This window comes from Clostridium sp. OM05-9, from assembly GCF_003481465.1.
Taxonomy (GTDB): domain Bacteria; phylum Bacillota; class Clostridia; order Lachnospirales; family Lachnospiraceae; genus Coprococcus; species Coprococcus ammoniilyticus.
This window is the reverse complement of sequence record NZ_QULF01000005.1, coordinates 1-17,757: the sequence shown is the minus strand read 5'-3', so window position 1 is coordinate 17,757 and position 17,757 is coordinate 1. Positions and strand designations below refer to the sequence as shown.

General features: G+C 42.1%; 14 protein-coding genes and 1 tRNA gene. 10 read left to right on the top strand and 5 right to left on the bottom strand.

Going from position 1 to position 17,757, the window contains the following annotated elements:
- The first annotated feature begins 84 nt into the window (after positions 1-84).
- Positions 85-1,122 carry a YeiH family protein gene (locus DXB77_RS09025; protein ID WP_117784623.1) on the top strand — a complete coding sequence of 346 codons (1,038 nt, stop codon included), beginning with the start codon at positions 85-87 and terminating at the stop codon, positions 1,120-1,122.
- Between the two features lie 562 nt (positions 1,123-1,684).
- Here DXB77_RS09025 and fba read toward each other — a convergent pair.
- The gene (fba, locus tag DXB77_RS09020) at positions 1,685-2,554 is read right to left on the bottom strand and encodes a class II fructose-1,6-bisphosphate aldolase (protein WP_021944348.1); all 870 of its coding nucleotides are present in this window, start codon (positions 2,552-2,554) and stop codon (positions 1,685-1,687) included.
- Positions 2,555-2,860: 306 nt separating this feature from the next.
- Here fba and DXB77_RS09015 point away from each other — a divergent pair, with 306 nt between their 5' ends.
- The 5 genes from DXB77_RS09015 to DXB77_RS08995 all read left to right on the top strand — a co-directional run bounded on the left by DXB77_RS09015 (position 2,861) and on the right by DXB77_RS08995 (position 10,759).
- Complete coding sequence (locus DXB77_RS09015) at positions 2,861-5,494, top strand: ABC transporter ATP-binding protein/permease (protein WP_118663067.1); 2,634 nt, start codon at positions 2,861-2,863, stop codon at positions 5,492-5,494.
- Positions 5,495-5,513: 19 nt separating this feature from the next.
- Positions 5,514-6,218 (top strand): ABC transporter ATP-binding protein, encoded by a 705-nt coding sequence (locus DXB77_RS09010; protein ID WP_118615140.1) that lies wholly within the window; start codon positions 5,514-5,516, stop codon positions 6,216-6,218.
- Positions 6,219-6,227: 9 nt separating this feature from the next.
- Positions 6,228-8,783 carry an ABC transporter permease gene (locus DXB77_RS09005; RefSeq protein WP_182430043.1) on the top strand — a complete coding sequence of 852 codons (2,556 nt, stop codon included), beginning with the start codon at positions 6,228-6,230 and terminating at the stop codon, positions 8,781-8,783.
- A gap of 136 nt (positions 8,784-8,919) precedes the next feature.
- Complete coding sequence (locus tag DXB77_RS09000; protein ID WP_117807821.1) at positions 8,920-10,074, top strand: FprA family A-type flavoprotein; 1,155 nt, start codon at positions 8,920-8,922, stop codon at positions 10,072-10,074.
- Between the two features lie 76 nt (positions 10,075-10,150).
- Complete coding sequence (locus DXB77_RS08995; protein WP_118663066.1) at positions 10,151-10,759, top strand: phosphoribosylanthranilate isomerase; 609 nt, start codon at positions 10,151-10,153, stop codon at positions 10,757-10,759.
- A 113-nt stretch (positions 10,760-10,872) separates the two neighbouring features.
- On the opposite strand, the gene DXB77_RS08990 is transcribed toward DXB77_RS08995, so the two are convergent.
- Positions 10,873-11,601, bottom strand: a complete 729-nt coding sequence (locus DXB77_RS08990) for a LytTR family DNA-binding domain-containing protein (protein ID WP_118663065.1) — start codon at positions 11,599-11,601, stop codon at positions 10,873-10,875.
- 17 nt (positions 11,602-11,618) lie between these two features.
- Complete coding sequence (locus DXB77_RS08985) at positions 11,619-12,941, bottom strand: ATP-binding protein (protein ID WP_118663064.1); 1,323 nt, start codon at positions 12,939-12,941, stop codon at positions 11,619-11,621.
- Between the two features lie 292 nt (positions 12,942-13,233).
- On the opposite strand from DXB77_RS08985, the gene DXB77_RS08980 reads away from it, so the two are divergent.
- From DXB77_RS08980 to DXB77_RS08965, 4 genes are all read left to right on the top strand, one after another.
- Positions 13,234-14,346, top strand: a complete 1,113-nt coding sequence (locus DXB77_RS08980; protein WP_182439468.1) for an FtsX-like permease family protein — start codon at positions 13,234-13,236, stop codon at positions 14,344-14,346.
- Positions 14,347-14,561: 215 nt separating this feature from the next.
- The gene (locus DXB77_RS08975; RefSeq protein ID WP_182439467.1) at positions 14,562-15,569 is read left to right on the top strand and encodes an ABC transporter permease; all 1,008 of its coding nucleotides are present in this window, start codon (positions 14,562-14,564) and stop codon (positions 15,567-15,569) included.
- A 1-nt stretch (position 15,570) separates the two neighbouring features.
- Entirely contained in the window at positions 15,571-16,248 is a 678-nt protein-coding gene (locus DXB77_RS08970) for an ABC transporter ATP-binding protein (RefSeq protein ID WP_118663061.1), read from the top strand.
- 110 nt (positions 16,249-16,358) lie between these two features.
- Positions 16,359-16,631, top strand: coding sequence for a hypothetical protein (locus tag DXB77_RS08965; protein WP_173783713.1), 273 nt, complete (start codon positions 16,359-16,361; stop codon positions 16,629-16,631).
- Positions 16,632-16,944: 313 nt separating this feature from the next.
- On the opposite strand, the gene DXB77_RS12950 is transcribed toward DXB77_RS08965, so the two are convergent.
- A complete protein-coding gene (locus DXB77_RS12950) occupies positions 16,945-17,142 on the bottom strand; it encodes a hypothetical protein (protein WP_147353809.1) in 198 nt (65 codons plus the stop codon).
- A 291-nt stretch (positions 17,143-17,433) separates the two neighbouring features.
- Positions 17,434-17,507, bottom strand: a tRNA-Pro gene (locus DXB77_RS08960).
- Positions 17,508-17,757 lie beyond the last annotated feature (250 nt).

Here is a 17,757-nt window from a genome sequence, read left to right as displayed (position 1 = left end):
AGAAAATGTCAATCAATTTTATGGCATTTTTAGTATGCAGGTGTTATAATAGCATCCGCAAAAAACACAGTGAGGTAGGAATAAATGAATTTTATTAAGAAAAACTGGATAGGAATTCTGGTGTGTTTTATCATAGCAGTTCCTTCATGGTTAATTGGAAAACGGTTTCCGGTTGTCGGTGGACCGATCATTGCGATATTAGCCGGTATGTTGATCGCGCTTGTATGGACGGATAAGGGAAAGGCAGAAGCCGGTATCAAATGGACATCAAAGATTGTTTTGCAGACAGCCGTTGTATTATTAGGATTTGGCATGAATCTCGGAGTAATCCTGCAGACAGGAAAACAGTCGCTTCCGATCATTATCTGTACGATCGGTACATCCTTATTGATCGCATGGATCCTTCGAAAGGTGATGAAGGTTCCGGCAAATACTTCGATTCTTGTCGGTGTTGGATCTTCTATCTGTGGTGGTTCTGCAATCGCAGCAACAGCACCGGTTATAGATGCAGATGACGATGAAGTCGCACAGGCTATTTCTGTTATCTTTTTCTTTAACGTGCTTGCGGCTATCTTCTTCCCAATCATTGGAAAAGTAATAGGATTTGACACGGCATCCGGTGATGCATTTGGAATATTTGCGGGAACAGCCATCAATGATACATCTTCTGTAACAGCGGCGGCATCAACATGGGACAGCATGTGGAATCTTGGAAGTGAGACTCTCAATAAGGCAGTAACGGTAAAACTGACCAGAACACTGGCAATTATACCGATCACATTAGTGCTTGCGGCAGTTCGTGCAAGACAGGCGGCAAAGACAGAGCAGAAGACAAATGGATTCAGCTTGAAAAAAGCATTTCCTATGTTCATTCTGTATTTTGTGATCGCATCTATAATCACAACGATCTGTATCAGTCTGGGCGTAAATGCGGATGTATTTGCACCGTTAAAGGAGCTGTCCAAATTCTTCATTATCATGGCTATGGCGGCGATCGGGTTAAACAGCAATGTTATTAAGCTGATCAAAACCGGTGGCAAGCCGATTTTGTTAGGTGCATGCTGTTGGATCGGCATTACCTTGGTCAGCCTGCTTATGCAGCATGTTATGGGAATCTGGTAAAGAGGTACAGGAGAACGTCCCCGAGCATAGCTGCCAGCCGGCATAATACCCGAAAAATAACTGCGGTTTCTATGAACTGCATATATCCTATTCGCAAATGTTCCTGTGCCAACTCGCCCGTCGGGCTCAAACAGGCACCCACATTTGCTGATATATGCAGTTCATCACGAAATTCTCGCAATATTTTTCAGGTATTATGCCGGCTGGCAGCTATGCCCGGGGACGTTCCTGAATGAAAATATTTATGTAGCATGAGAGAAAATTCTCCATAGCACAGAATATCATAACATAGTACAAGCCGGATATGGTTTATGAAGCAGAACGAGATTGTAAGGCAGTTGTCAGATGATACATTCACTATTATGAAGCAAGCCTTTTTCAACGTCGGTTCTTAGCAAACTACCACAGGTAGTGAGGTTAGAACCGCTACGTTGAAATAGAGCGAAAGCGCCTTGCGGAATAATATGTGAAATGTATCAGCTGGCAACTGTTATACAGAACCTCAATCTGCTACATAAAGCCATATCCGGCTTGTATTATGTTACGATATTCGTACTATATACTAGTCGTTAGCTTTGCCAACTGATCCGAAAAGTTCCATCTTTTCTTTAACAGTAGCCTTGATAGCTTCGAAACCAGGAGCAAGAAGCTTTCTAGGATCAAATCCCTTACCTTCAAGATCCTTACCAGCCTCGATGTACTTTCTTGTAGCATCTGCGAATGATAACTGGCACTCTGTGTTAACATTGATTTTTGAAACGCCAAGTGAGATAGCTTTCTTGATCATGTCAGCAGGGATACCTGTACCACCGTGAAGAACTAATGGCATAGTACCTGTCTTCTGCTGGATAGCATCAAGTGTTTCGAATGAAAGACCCTTCCAGTTTGCTGGGTACTTACCATGGATGTTACCGATACCGGCAGCAAGCATATCTACGCCAAGATCAGCGATGATCTTACACTCTTCTGGATCTGCGCACTCGCCCATACCAATAACACCGTCTTCTTCACCACCGATTGAACCAACTTCACACTCGATAGAAAGACCAAGCTGATGAGCAACATTAACAAGCTCTGTTGACTTAGCAAGGTTCTCTTCGAATGGATAGTGTGAACCATCGAACATGATAGATGTGAATCCGGCCTTAACACACTTGTAGCATCCTTCATATGTTCCGTGATCAAGGTGAAGAGCTACAGGAACTGTAATTCCTAAAGAATCGTGCATAGCCTTAACCATAGCTGCAACTGTTTCAAATCCAGTCATATACTTTCCAGCGCCTTCTGAAACACCAAGGATTACAGGAGACTGAAGTTCCTGAGCTGTAAGAAGAACAGCCTTTGTCCATTCAAGGTTATTGATGTTAAACTGGCCAACGGCATATTTTCCAGCCTTAGCCTTTTCCAACATTTCTTTTGCTGAAACTAACATTATAAATTCCTCCATTAAAAAAATTATTTTGGGCTTTCATCTGCCCGAATTGTCCACATTTATAATGTAAAAATCCGGTTAGATAACCCTACTCTGTCGCCATTATACATTATTTATTTCCAAAATAAAAGCCATTTACAAAAACTTGATAAAAATAAAAAAATACTGCGCCATAATAACCCTGATATCGCGGCGTAGTATTTTATCATTATGTAAAACATTTATAAAAGAATCCGCCATTTCCTTGAAATGTTAAAACCGGGATGGTAAAATTTTTTATAATATAATTCATGGAGGAAACAATATATGCTTCAGTTAAAGAAGATTGTGAAGGACTATCAGACTGGAGATGAAGTGGTAAAGGCGTTAAAAGGCATTTCCATTAATTTCAGAAAGAATGAATTCGTATCGGTACTTGGTCAGTCCGGTTGTGGTAAGACAACGCTTCTTAATATTATAGGCGGACTTGATCAGTATACGAGTGGTGATTTGGTTATCAATGGCAGATCAACAAAAGAATTCAAGGCAAGAGACTGGGATTCATACCGGAATAATTCGATCGGTTTTGTATTCCAGAGTTACAATCTGATTCCGCATCAGACGGTTCTTGCAAATGTCGAGCTGGCGCTGACCTTATCCGGTGTATCCAAATCCGAGCGTAGAAAACGTGCAAAAGAGGTGTTGGAAAAGGTTGGTCTGGGCGATCAGATCTATAAGAAGCCGAATCAGATGTCCGGTGGACAGATGCAGCGGGTAGCGATCGCCAGAGCATTGATCAATGATCCCGATATCCTGCTTGCAGATGAGCCGACCGGAGCCCTGGACTCCGAAACCAGTGTCCAGATTATGGAGCTGTTAAAGGAGATCGCAGAAGAAAAGCTGGTCATCATGGTAACACACAATCCGGAGCTTGCAGACAAATATTCTACAAGAATCGTGAAGCTGTTAGATGGTAAGATCATAGATGATTCCGCACCATTTTCAGATGAAGACGAAGCGAAAGAATCAGAAGAAGCATATGCACCGAGAAAGACATCTATGTCTGTATTTACGGCATTTTCCCTCAGCTTTAATAACCTGCTGACGAAGAAAGGACGAACCCTTTTAACGGCATTTGCCGGAAGTATCGGTATCATCGGTATCGCGCTGATCCTGTCATTATCCAGTGGATTCCAGGGCTATATCAATGATGTGCAGGAGGAAACCCTGTCATCCTATCCGATTGAGATCCAGAAAAAGGCAATGGATTATTCTGACCTGATCTCGGAAATGGCGGGTAATACAAAGGAAGAAAATCTGAGTGATCATGACCCGGATCGTGTATACTCCGGTGATGTCATGGGCGACATGATGGTGTCCATGCTCTCAGAGGTAAAGGAAAACGATCTGGAAACATTTAAGAAATATATTGAAGATGATACAAATGGATTCAAGGATATCGTGAGTGATATCAAGTATACCTATGATACTCCGATGTATGTATTTAACGAAAATGCAGCAGGCGGTACACAGCAGGTAAATCCAAGTATCATGATGCGAGAGATGGGATTTGGCGATATGGAAGAATCCCAGAAATCCCTGTCAGGCTTCATGTCGGCGTTCAGTTACGGAAATAATTCCATGGATATGTGGAAGCAGTTAATGAGTAATCGGGAGCTGTTGGAACAGCAGTACGATGTGCTCGCAGGACACTGGCCTCAGAATAAAAATGAAGTTGTACTGGTCGTTGATAAGAATAACGAAATCAGTGATTTTACCTTATATACATTAGGTGTCAGAAATGCTTCTGATCTTGGAGAGATGGTTCCGAAGATCATGGCAGGTAAAGATTACGATGCACCGGAGGAAATGAGCTTCTCCTATGATGATCTTTTAAATCTCAAATTCAAGCTCATTCTGCCGAGTGACATTTACCAAAAAAATGCAGACGGAACATGGGCAGACAAGAGTTCCGATGAAGATTATATGGCAGATGTGATCAGCAAAGGTCTGGATATTCAGGTCTGTGGTATCATCCGTCAGAGCGAATCCTCTTATGCAGCATCGATCGATGCGGGAATGATCGGTTATACCGCTGAACTTGCAGAGTATGTTGTATCCGAAAATGAAAAATCGGAGATCGTAAAACAGCAGCTTGACAATCCGGATACCGATGTATTTACAGGACTTCCGTTTTCAAACGGAGAAGATATCGACATGAGTCAGGTGGACATGCAGCAGATCGTTGCATCCATGAACCTGTCAGAGGAACAGCAGGCGTATATTTCACAGATGTCTGATGAGCAGTTATTTGAAATGTTAAAGGAGCAGGGGTATTTTGCACAGTCTTCGGCAACCTATGATGATAATATCGAGAAGCTTGGATTTGCAGATCTGGCGAAGCCATCTGTGATCAGTCTGTACTGTTCGGAATTTGCAGATAAGGACAAGCTGACAGACCTGATCGATGAGTATAATGCTTCACATTCAGACAGCGAGATCACTTATACCGATTATATCGGGCTGATGCTATCTTCCGTTACGAAGATCATCGATGCGATCACTTATGTATTGATCGCATTTGTAGCTATCTCGTTGATCGTATCATCGATCATGATCGGAATCATCACCTATATCTCTGTGCTGGAGAGAACGAAGGAGATCGGTATTCTTCGAAGTATCGGAGCGTCGAAAAAGGATATTTCCCGTGTGTTTAACGCAGAGACATTTATTATCGGACTGGTATCCGGTGCGATCGGTATTCTGGTTACGGTGCTGTTAAATATCCCGATCAGCAAGGTGATAGAGAAATTTGTAAATGTGCCAAATGTATCTTCACTTCCGGTAAAGGGTGCGGTGATCCTTGTGATCATTAGTGTTGTGCTTACTCTGATCGGCGGCCTTGTCCCATCTAAGATGGCAGCGAAGAAAGACCCTGTAATAGCACTTAGAAGTGAATAACAGAAAGGAGCGAGGCGGCATGAGTGCATATGTTGAGTTTAAGGATGTTAAGAAAACATATAAGACCGGCGAGGTTGAGATCCATGCTCTGCGGGATGTGAACTTCGAGATCGAGAAAGGAGAATTCTGTGTCATCGTTGGAGCGTCAGGAGCGGGAAAGACAACGATTCTGAATATCCTGGGCGGAATGGACACGCTGTCCGGCGGCAGTGTATATCTGGACGGAAAAGAAATCTCCGGGCTGAACAAGCGGCAGCTTACGGCATACAGGAGATATGATGTAGGATTTGTATTTCAGTTCTATAATCTGGTGCAGAATCTGACGGCACTGGAAAATGTAGAGCTTGCGGCACAGATCTGTAAGGACCCGTTAGATGCGGCAACGGTATTAAAGCAGGTAGGGCTTGAGGATCGTATGGCAAATTTCCCTGCACAGTTATCCGGTGGAGAGCAGCAGCGGGTAGCGATCGCCAGAGCACTTGCAAAGAATCCGAAGCTGCTTTTATGTGATGAACCGACCGGTGCACTGGACTATAATACAGGAAAATCCGTACTCAAATTGCTTCAGGATACCTGTAGGAACACCGGAACTACGGTTATCGTTATCACACATAATCAGGCACTTACAGCAATGGCAGATCGTGTGATCACAGTTAAGAGCGGAACAGTAGAGAAGGTTGTTCTGAATGATAACATTAAAAATGTAGAAGATCTGGAATGGTAGGTATGTCTTATGAAATCAATGATGCGTCGTACGACATTTCGAGAAATTAAAAACAGTTTTGGACGGTTTGCAGCGATTCTCGCGATCATAGCGTTAGGTGTTGGTTTCTTTTCAGGCCTGAAGATGACCAAGCCGGCTATGGTGAAGACGATTACGGATTTCCTCAGTGATTCGGAATTCTATGATCTGCATCTGGTGTCTACGCTTGGCTATACAGATGAGGATGTGGAAGCATTTGCGGGTGAGGATGATGTCCGGTATGCAGAGGGCAGCTATTCATTTGATGTGCTTTATGATGGTATGGGTGATAATGAACGTGCACTCAAAACCTTGTCATTGCCGGAGCATGTGAATGACATCCGTCTGGTGGATGGCAGACTGCCGGAAGCGGATGATGAATGCGTAGTGGATGACAAGCTGACAGATGTGAGAATCGGTGATGTCATTACCGTGGCAGATACGAATGGTGATGCCACTGAGACAAAGCTCCGCTATAGGGAATTTACGGTTACCGGAACCGTACAGTCCTCCCTTTATATTAATTTTGAACGTGGAACGACTACTCTCGGGACCGGTAAATTAAGTGGATTTGTATATATGAAGCCGGAAGCATTTGACTGTGAATGCTACACTGACGTCTATGTCAGGTTTGATCAGGACTATGCGTTATACGATGATGCGTACGATACCTATATGGACGAGAAAAAGGATGCCTGGGATGCTATCTGTCATGACCGTGTTACGAAACGATATCAGGCGCTTTTGATGCAGACCGGGCTTACCGAAGATATGGTTGCCGGCGTAACCATAGATGACGCACCGGATGTCAGTTATTATATTCTTGGCAGGGAGACGAATGTCGGTTATGTCTGTTTTGAGAGTGATTCCGATATCGTGGATGGTGTAGCAAAGGTATTTCCGGTGTTCTTTGTATTGGTTGCTGTGCTTGTCTGTATGACGACGATGAATCGTATGGTCGAGGAACAGCGAACAATGATCGGAATGCTAAAGGCACTTGGATACAGTGAGCATACGATCATGAGCAAATATATGATCTATTCAGGGCTGGCAGCAGTTATCGGATGTATAGGAGGCTTTTTTGCAGGGACGTATGCATTCCCACGGGTAATCTGGAAAGCATATCATATGATGTATCTGAATATTAGCTTAAAATATATTGTAGACTGGAAGCTGGCAGGAATTGCTATGCTGGTATCTCTGGCATGTTCGGTAGGAACAACATGGTTTACCTGCCGGTATGAACTGTCGGAGACTGCGGCAGGTCTGATGCGGCCGAAGGCACCGAAGGCGGGCAAACGTGTATTTCTTGAGAAAATATCATTTGTATGGAAACGGTTAAAATTCCTGCATAAGGTATCGGTTCGAAATATCTTCCGGTATAAGAAGCGTTTCTTTATGATGGTAATAGGAATCAGCGGATGCACAGCCCTGCTTCTGACCGGATTTGGTATCAATGATTCGATCGCCGGCTTTGCAGATCGTCAGTATGATGAGATCCAGATCTTAGACGGAACGATGACCCTTGCAGAGAGTGTTGATGATGTAAAGAAAACGAATGCAGCTTCTGAGGAAAATCAGAAGGATCAGCAGGAAGCAACGCAGACGGGTTCGGAATCAGCGGCAGCCGGTGATCTGTATGATAAATTAGACAAATATATGCAGGACTATGATTTTGTTGGTGAGACAAGCTGGGATCTGATAGAGTCCGATGGCATTAAGAGCATTAATCTGGTTATTATGAAGGAACCGGAGCATTCGGACAAATACATGGATTTTCACAACAGTAAGAATGAGAAGGTCGCTTATCCGGGCAAGGATGAGGCGATTATCAACAGTGCTCTGGCAACCCGGTATGATCTGTCCGTTGGAGATACCATTACGATCCGGAACAGTGATATGAAAGAGATCAAGGCAAAGATTTCCGGCATCTTTGAAAATTATGTATATAATTATGTATATCTGTCGCCGGAAACATACATGGATCAGATGGGAGAAGCTCCGGTATATCATTCCGTCTATTTCAATCTGAAGCCTGATATGGATGCACATGAAGTGGCTGCCGATCTTATGAAAGAAAATGTAGTTTCTGCAGTAGTCGTGAATGGAGATATGCGCGAACGTATCAGCAATATGATGAAGAGTCTGGACTATATCGTTCTGGTCGTTATCCTGTCGGCGGCAGCACTGGCATTTATCGTGCTGTATAACCTGACAAATATCAATATTACAGAACGAATCCGGGAGATTGCAACCGTAAAGGTGCTTGGATTTTTCAGAAATGAAACCTCATCTTATGTGTTCCGTGAAAACTGGGTGCTGACGGCAATCGGAATAGCGGTCGGTCTGGTGCTCGGAGTATTTCTGCATAGCTTTGTTATGGATCAGATTCGTGTGGATATGGTTTCATTTGACACTTACATTTCACCGCTTAGTTATGTGTACAGCATTATCCTGACGTTTGCTTTTAATGGCTGTGTCAACCTGTTCATGTCGGTGAGACTGGAGCGGATCAATATGGCGGAGTCCTTGAAGTCTGTGGATTAAAGCGGATAAGATAAAAATGCAAAGAACATATTGTATCGGGTTCTGTGTTGATACCATATGTTATAAGAAAACTGCAGGTGTATAGAGTGATTGCAGGCAGAAAATATATAAATGAAATGACAGGAGGAAGAAAAGAATGACAGTTACAAATGATATTAAGTACATCGGTGTGAATGACCATGAGATCGATCTGTTTGAGGGACAGTATATTGTGCCAAATGGCATGGCATATAATTCTTATGTGATCATGGATGAGGAGATTGCCGTTATGGATACGGTGGATCAGAATTTTACAGATGAATGGTTTGCAAAGCTGGAAACGGAGCTTGCAGGCCGGACACCGGATTACATCGTAGTTCAGCATATGGAGCCGGATCATTCGGCGAATCTTGCAAATTTCATGGAGAAATATCCGACAGCAACAGTTGTTGCAACAGCGGCAGCATTTAACATGATGAAGAACTTCTTTGGAAAAGATTATGCTGATAGAAGAATGATGGTGAAAGAGGGAGATACCTTATCACTTGGAAAGCATGAGCTGACATTTGTCATGGCTCCGATGGTACACTGGCCGGAGGTTATGGTGACCTATGACAGCACAGATAAGGTATTATTCTCCGCGGACGGCTTCGGCAAATTCGGAGCCTTGGATGTAGAGGAGGACTGGGCATGTGAGGCTCGCCGTTACTACATCGGAATCGTAGGAAAGTTCGGTGCACAGGTTCAGGCATTGTTGAAGAAGGCAGCAGGACTGGATATCCAGATCATCTGTCCGCTTCATGGACCGGTTCTGACAGAGAATCTCGGATACTACATCGGTTTATATGATACATGGTCATCGTATGGAGTGGAAACGGATGGCGTAGTGATCGCTTACACATCTGTTTATGGACATACAAAAGAAGCAGCAGAGCTTCTTGCAAAGAAGCTGACCGAAAAGGGATGCCCAAAGGTAGCAGTCAATGATCTTGCCCGTTGTGATATGGCAGAGGCAGTAGAGGATGCGTTCCGTTATGGCAAACTGGTGCTTGCAACAACGACCTATAACGGTGACATTTTCCCATTTATGAGAGAGTTCATCAATCACCTGACAGAGCGTAATTTCCAGAACCGCACGATCGGTCTGATCGAGAATGGTGCATGGGCTCCAATGGCTGCAAAGGTTATGAAGGGTATGTTTGAAAACAGCAAGAATCTGACATTTACTGATACAACAGTTCAGATCAAGGCGGCATTAAATGACGCAAGCCTTGCACAGATCGATGCACTGGCAGATGAACTGTGTAAATAATCGATTCTTATATAGAAGTATTGTTCTACCACTATGATAAAGAGGTCGTACATATAAATGATAGAATGGAGAAGCTATGAGTCTGGTAAAAATCTGTGGAATCACAGAAGAACAGGAAGTTGAATATGTAAATGAAGCCGGTGCGGACTTTATGGGAATGGTGATGTTCTTTCCGAAAAGCAAGCGGAATATCACAGTAGAAAAAGCATCTTCCCTTATAAAGATACTGAATCCTGAGATTACATCCGTAGCGGTAACGGTAGAACCGACGCTCGATCAGATACGGGAGATCGAAGCGACCGGAATCCAGATGATCCAGATTCATGGGGATGTCAGCGAAGAATTGCTGCAGGAGATCCGTATTCCTGTTATCAAAGCATTTAATGTACATGATCTGTCTTCTTATGAGAGATATCATCAGGCGGACATAGTAAAAGGATATATCTTTGATGCACAGACACCGGGCAGCGGGAAGACCTTTAATTGGTCTGTGCTCTCCGATATTCCGCACGATGAGAAGTTTGCCCTTCTTGCCGGTGGTTTAAATCCTGACAATGTGGCAGAGGCATTTGCCGCAACTCATGTGGATGGTGCAGACACCAGTTCCGGTGTGGAGAACGACACCGGAATCGGCAAAGACCGGGAGAAGATCCTGAGATTTGTGGAGAATGTGAAGAAGCAGTAGAAGATGTATTATTTCAGGCACTCTGTGGGCAGTGATACGTTTTTGAGCAGACATTGGTTATTTTCATTGACTGCTTGAAAGGTATCATATCATCATGCTTATAGGGTGCTGTTTTATTGTGCGATTCGCAGCAATGCTTTTCGTACGTCATCCAGATAATTTCTTCCGACCATCTGGGTCTGTTTATTTGCAAGATAGATCGTGGAGCCGGATAATGAGGTGACATGATTTATATTGACAATGCAGGATTTGTGACACCGTATAAATGGTTCGGGCAGATGCTGTTCCATGTTTTTCAGCGAGGTTCGTTCTGTGTATAGGCCGGAAGGTGTTGTGATACAGCAGTCATGCCCCAGCCTGCTTATGGAAATGATATCATTGAACGGAATCCGTGTGATGTTATTGTCCTTATGCAGGCAATAGTAGTCTGAAGAATGCAGTGAAATATACTGATCCAGGCAACGCTCGATCGCTTCAGGTGAAACAGGTTTTAATAAATAGTTGATCGCCTGTGCCTGATATCCGTCAAAGACATATTCACGGAAGGCTGTAAGAAAAATAATATCTCCTTGATATCCGTTTTTCCTTAATTGTGTACAGATATCGATTCCATTTTTGATGTGATCATCGGCAGGTATATTCGTGTCGGCATTTTTCAGTTCAATATCGGAAAACAGCAAATTACAATCTTTCATAAATGCTGATCCTAAAATAGAAGTTTCATCGTGAAACCATTTGACAGAAACAGCATATTCCTTTTTCTCAGCCCAGTTATGTATAACTTCCGCTAATTGTTTATAATGTTTTGGAATGTCTTCCAGTACAGCGATATTTATATTCATCCGATTGGTTCATCCTTTCATTTAAGTGGTAATAATATCTGGATCATAAAGGTATCCGTCGTTGGTTGAATGTTAAAAATACCGTTATGATCGTTTACAATACTTTGGATTCTCGACAGCCCCAATCCATGTTCGGGTGTATCCTCTATGGTTTTCGTTGATAGGAAATGATTCTTCTTATCTATTCTGTAATTTCCATTTGTCCGGTTGCTTATGACGATGGAAAGCATATTCTGAAATGGTTTCATCGAAAAATCAATCGAGCGTTGTTCTGTTTCCGGAAGCTGTTCACATGCTTCGATGGCATTGTCAAATAAATTACCAAGTAAGGAACATAATTCAATATCTGATAGCGGAATGCTGTCCGGCAGAAATACCGAGTATTCAACCTGAATCTGTGCAGATTTACATTGGATCAGTTTATTTGTGAGGATGCTGTCTACCGTGGAGTTGCCGCTCGCAAGAATGTAGTGGTTGTTATTTACGGTTGTGGTTAGGTCCCGGATAAATGCCTCTGCTTCCGGATATGCATGATTTACCATCAGGGCATGAAGGGTGTCCAGATGATTGCTGATGTCGTGCTTCAGATAGCGAAGCTCTGATATGGAGCTGATGATCTGGTCGTATTGCTTACGCTCCATTTCTGATAGGAGCTGTTGCCTGGACAACTGGATATTTTTCTCACGTTCTATGCCGAGATGGTACAGGTATATTGTCAGGGAGACAAATAAGATCAAGATCAGGAAACAGATGGCAGACAGAAGATCTGCATAGGTTTCCGGGCTTCCGGTATGGATATTTACCTGACCGGCAACAATAAGATTTTCAATCACGATGCATAAGACTGACAACAGAACGAAGATTATTTTTTCTGTTCGTGAGAGCTTGAAGGCTCTGGATGAGAAACAGAGCAGAATGGATGTCAATACCGTAAGGGTCAGAAGATACAGGATCGTAACCGAGCTTTGTACTGCATGATCCGTCAGCATCCCATCGGCATCTGTGTGCAGCCATTCTACAGGGAATATGGTCGCTGTGAATTTGGAAGCAAGTTCTACTATGCAGAATATAACGACCCAGAACAGATTGCTGATCTGGAACGTAAAGAATATACAGGTATACAGGTAATGTAAGACCAATAGTATAGTCAGGGATTTGATGATAACGGGAGCCTGCATGACATCCAGTAATAAGGCACATTCTGCCAATACGAGAACCGACAGGATCTGTAACAGATAAGAATATCTGAAGCTTCGCCGGTTTAATTTTCCATTTGCAAGTATCAGAAAAAGAAATGATACCCAGATATTTATAATAAATTCTGCAATATAGTCACTCAAAAATATCCCCTCGCATTCCCATATCGTTTGTGTTTATTTTCGATAAATCTACACTTCTACAATATTTATTGTAACATACCAGTCTTTGCTGTGAAGACTATAATTTCATTTCTGTATGTTGTTTGCATCCGGCAGGATGTTGTTTGCGCCGGCGTGCCTTGAACAGGGGAATGTAGATGGTATGATGATGAAAAATCATTTACTTGCAAGGGATGATCTTTCAGGTGTACGGGGTGAGAGGTGGCTGCAAAATCATTTACTTGCATGGTTATTTAGGAAGGAGGGCATATCTATGATATTCGGACATGTATTAAAGAAACACATAAGCATGAATCCTGTCATATCCGGGTTGTTATTGTCAGGCGTTGTCATATGTGTATATTGCATCAGTATCATGCTGGGGTTGGCAGTTGGACAATATCAGTTGGCTACCTGCAGCAATACGGAAGCATCTCTGACGATCGATATAGACGGGAAAAACGGTGTAAATATGGATGAGTTGTCTGCATATCTGAACAGCATCTCAAAAAAAGGAATGGTAAATGTATTATATTTCACAAGATTGGAAAGTAAAAAAATATTGGTAGGCTGGGATGGAACAAAAGGAAACAATTGGTTTCCAATCACTTCAGGAAATTTTTTTAACAAAGAGGAACAGGTAGCAGGTGAATATGTTGGTTTTGTATCTGATAATATGAAAAATGCAATAGCCGGAAGCGGAAGTTTTGAGGCAGGAGAGCATACATATGAAGTAATTGGTATGGGCTGGATCGTTCCATGGTCCTTCGCTTCAGCCAGATCATCACAGTCACAGATCGACATTTTAGGGGAAGAAGCCGGTGAGGAAATGCAATATATGTTGATCCCATATAAATGTTATAAAGAAGAATTTCAACCGGAACAGATACTGGCGCAATTCAATTATGCATCTTATGAGGATTTGCAGAAATATGCAGAAAAAATACAGGATATGTTTCCATCGACGCAGGTATATTTACCCGATAGCAATTCCGATGATGTGCTGGAAGAAGGACGGACGCAATATGAAATACTTGCATTTCTTTTGTGTATGATCGCCGGGATAACAGTGATCAGACTCATGGCAGAGTGGATCACAACTTATAAAAAAGAGATCACCGTTTTGTGGTTGTGCGGGATGCCAAAAGTACGGTGCATGTTATTGATATATGGACACTGGCTTTTATATTATGGCGTTGGCAGTATCATTGCGATTATTCTGCAATATCTGACATTCCCATTACTTCAATATGTCTATGGAAATGCATTCCCAATGCCTGACAGCCTGATATATATATTAGCTGTTATGTTTGGATTTTCGATATTATGTACGTTAAGACCAATGGGAAAAGTCGTTCGTTTATATACAAAGGGGGAGATCGTATGAATTTTCTTCGGATATGCAGGTATTTATATACAAAAAGGTTATGGGGGGAGTTTGTTTTATTTGTTCAATTAATATGTATGTTAGAAATGTCGTTTGTTGTATTAAAACCGGTTGATTCATATTTAATGGAGAAAAAACAATTAAGGGCGGCATATGTATCAGACCTCGATTCTATGGTGCATTTTAGTAAAAATAATTTGATATATGAACAAGAGATGAAAGGAAATAGAGCTGCGGCACAGGAAATCTATAAACTTCTGCTGGAGGCAGACGATGTTGAAAAAGTGGATCGATGTGCATTTGAAAATGGTACTTATATGCAGACGGATGGGAAGATGAGCAGTGCAAATCTGGTTTTATATTCGAGTGAAATGTTAGATATTATCAGATTAAATATAGAACCGGAAATTCAGGAAAATGTATCAGCAGGATGCATTCCTATATTGGTTAGCAGTTCAATGGCAGAGGAATTACCGGTTGGAACAAGGACAGAAATCAGTCTTGCTTTTGATGATACAATAAAAATATCATGTGAAGTAGCAGGCATCTTGCAGAGAGACAGTGCAGTTCCGGTGGTTTTTAGTTACGGAGATACCATGGAATTGGGGAATATGGCAATTCTGCCAGAGGCTTTGTCAGAATACAAATTTGTTGTATTTGCTAAGGATATGGATGAATTGTTTGACCAACTGACAAATGTTAATTTTCTGATAGAACCGAAAAACAACATATCTGGGGAAAAGCTGGCAGTTTCCTTACAAGATAGAATGAAAAACTATGGAACGGTCAATACATATAAGACAATAGCGACAGGGGCGTTAAAAAATAGGTTGGAAGAAAATGCGTGGCATATTCTGGCATTTGCTATGTTAACATTAATTGCAGTGTTTGGATATGGAGGGTATCTGTATCTTATGATTGCACAGAAGAAAAATGAGTTTACAGTATTTTATATATTAGGAATGACAAGAAAGAAGATGATAGCGGTTATTTTCTCATCCGGTGCAATTTTGCTGGCTGTGTCATTTGGAATAGCGGCACTTTTATATCCATGGTTTACAAAAACGGTATTAAAAATACAGGAGAGTTACGGATACACAGGGATATTTAGTTATGGATTTTCAGCAGGTGTGCTTTTGTTCATTCTGCTATTGAGCATATGGATGGGATTCCGGCGAACCGGAAAACAGGCAGAGATCGAATTATTAAAGGGTGGTGACTGATATGATCGAATTAGAAAAGATTGAAAAAATATATAATGCAGGAAAAGCAACCGAGACGCATGCATTAAAGGATATTAATCTGAGAATAGAAGGGGGGGATATGGTTGCCATTACTGGACCCTCCGGTTCCGGGAAATCAACTCTGCTGCATATTATTGCAGGAATTGATTCGCCGAGTTCCGGGGAATATCGTTTTTGTGGAAAACTGGTTTCTGATATGTCTGATAAAGAAAGATGCAGAATACGCAATCAAAAGATAGGGATGATCATGCAGGATTTTGGACTCCTTGGAAACGATACAGTTCTGCGGAATGTATGTCTGCCCGAAGTGATCGGAGGACGATATAATCGTAAATTTGAAAATAAAGCAAAGGAAATATTGTCGGCTGTTGGGCTTTCGGGGTTAGAGCAAAAAAAGACAAATCAGTTATCGGGCGGACAAAGACAGCGGGTTGCGATCGCCAGAGCATTGGCAATGGATGCAAAAATAATCATTGCAGATGAACCAACGGGAGCGTTAGATTCTGAAAATACCGATAGTCTTATGGATTTATTGTTGGAACTAAACAGACAGGGGATAACGATCATTATCGTATCGCATGATCCAAAGGTTGCGATGCGGTGTCCGATCCGGTACAGGATAGAGGATGGAAGAATTGAACGAACGAAAATATATTGACATTACACAATTGTTGTGTACAAATAGTATTATAAGGCGGGATAATACTGGGTGAAAAGATCGGATTTAATTAGACAACTTGAGGCAATAAGGATGAGAAATGTATATCCATGGAGGATGATAAAGAGGATATTCCTGATCCATCCAGAATAACAGAGTTAGATATTAGTAGTGGAACATTTGCTGAAGAAGGTGAGACCATTGTTTCTTTTGTGGATGTTGATTCGGCAGAATATAGACGAAAAATTGATACAAGAACTGTTAGAAGAAATGTAGCGCTTCCAAGCTGGTTAAATTATGAAGCGGAGCGGGCAGGCGTAAATGTATCAAGGATTTTGCAGGAAGCATTAATAAGTACATTACATTTAAAAAGAAAAATTTAAATTATTTCAATAAAAGGGCTATAACTATGAACTGTGTATTATTCAGAGCAGTTATAGCCTTTTTGTATTATGAAGCGGGTTATTTTGCGCACTGTATATAATTTGAGCAAAAAATACTTTGCGTACTGTATATAGTTTCAGAAATTTACTTCAACACCGTTTCCGTTTTGGGCAGAAGAAGTGACGGTTGCATTTTTGATCGTAACAGTTGCACCATCCACCCGGAGAGCATTCTCATCATCGCCGGTAGAGTTATAAGATTCATTGCTGTAGGTTTCGTCGGAATCAATCGTATTTGCGCTGTCACCTTGAGTTATTTCGCCTGAACTGCCAAATCCGCCGCCGGGCTGACCTGCGTTGTCACCATCCGGCTTATCAGGAGGAGTGCCATTGGAATCTTCCGGTGCATTGTCGTCGTCCGGTTTTTTCGGTGGAGTACCATTCGAATCGGATGGAGCGTTCTGGTCTCCAGACTGACCGGAAGAAGCGTCAGATGCTGTTGAACTATCATCCGTGGATGCAACAGCTTCTGTTGTTAAAAATTCGCTTACCTGTATGCGCGGTTATAAAACAATCCGTTTCTTGTGTTGAAATACAAAAATGGAAGGATACATTACTATTATGCAGCAAGCCTTTTCTAACGCCGGTTCTTAGTGAGCCGCCAAAGGCGGGGAACTTAGCACCGTTGCGTTAGAATAGAGTGCAAACGTCTTGCGTAATAATGGGTAATGTGTTCTTCCATTTTTAAGATTCGGAAAAACGGATTGTTTTATAACTGTGCGTAAAAAAGAGCACAAAAAAATCGGCGCGACAGGATTTGAACCTGCGACCTCTTCGTCCCGAACGAAGCGCTCTACCAAGCTGAGCCACGCGCCGAAAGAAAATCCATACTCAAATGTATGGTTCCCAACACCTGTATTAGTATAAATATTTCTCCTGAAAAAAGCAAGTGTTTTGTTAGAAAGAATTAAAAATTATAAAAAAGCGTGCAACACTAGCCGTTTGTCCAGTGTACAGTGTACTAAAACAAGTGATATAATGAGTGAATAACCCCGGCAAGCAATTACACAGCATGCCTGCTAGCAGGCGAAGCTGTGTAATTATTTGCCGGGCAAACAGACATGAG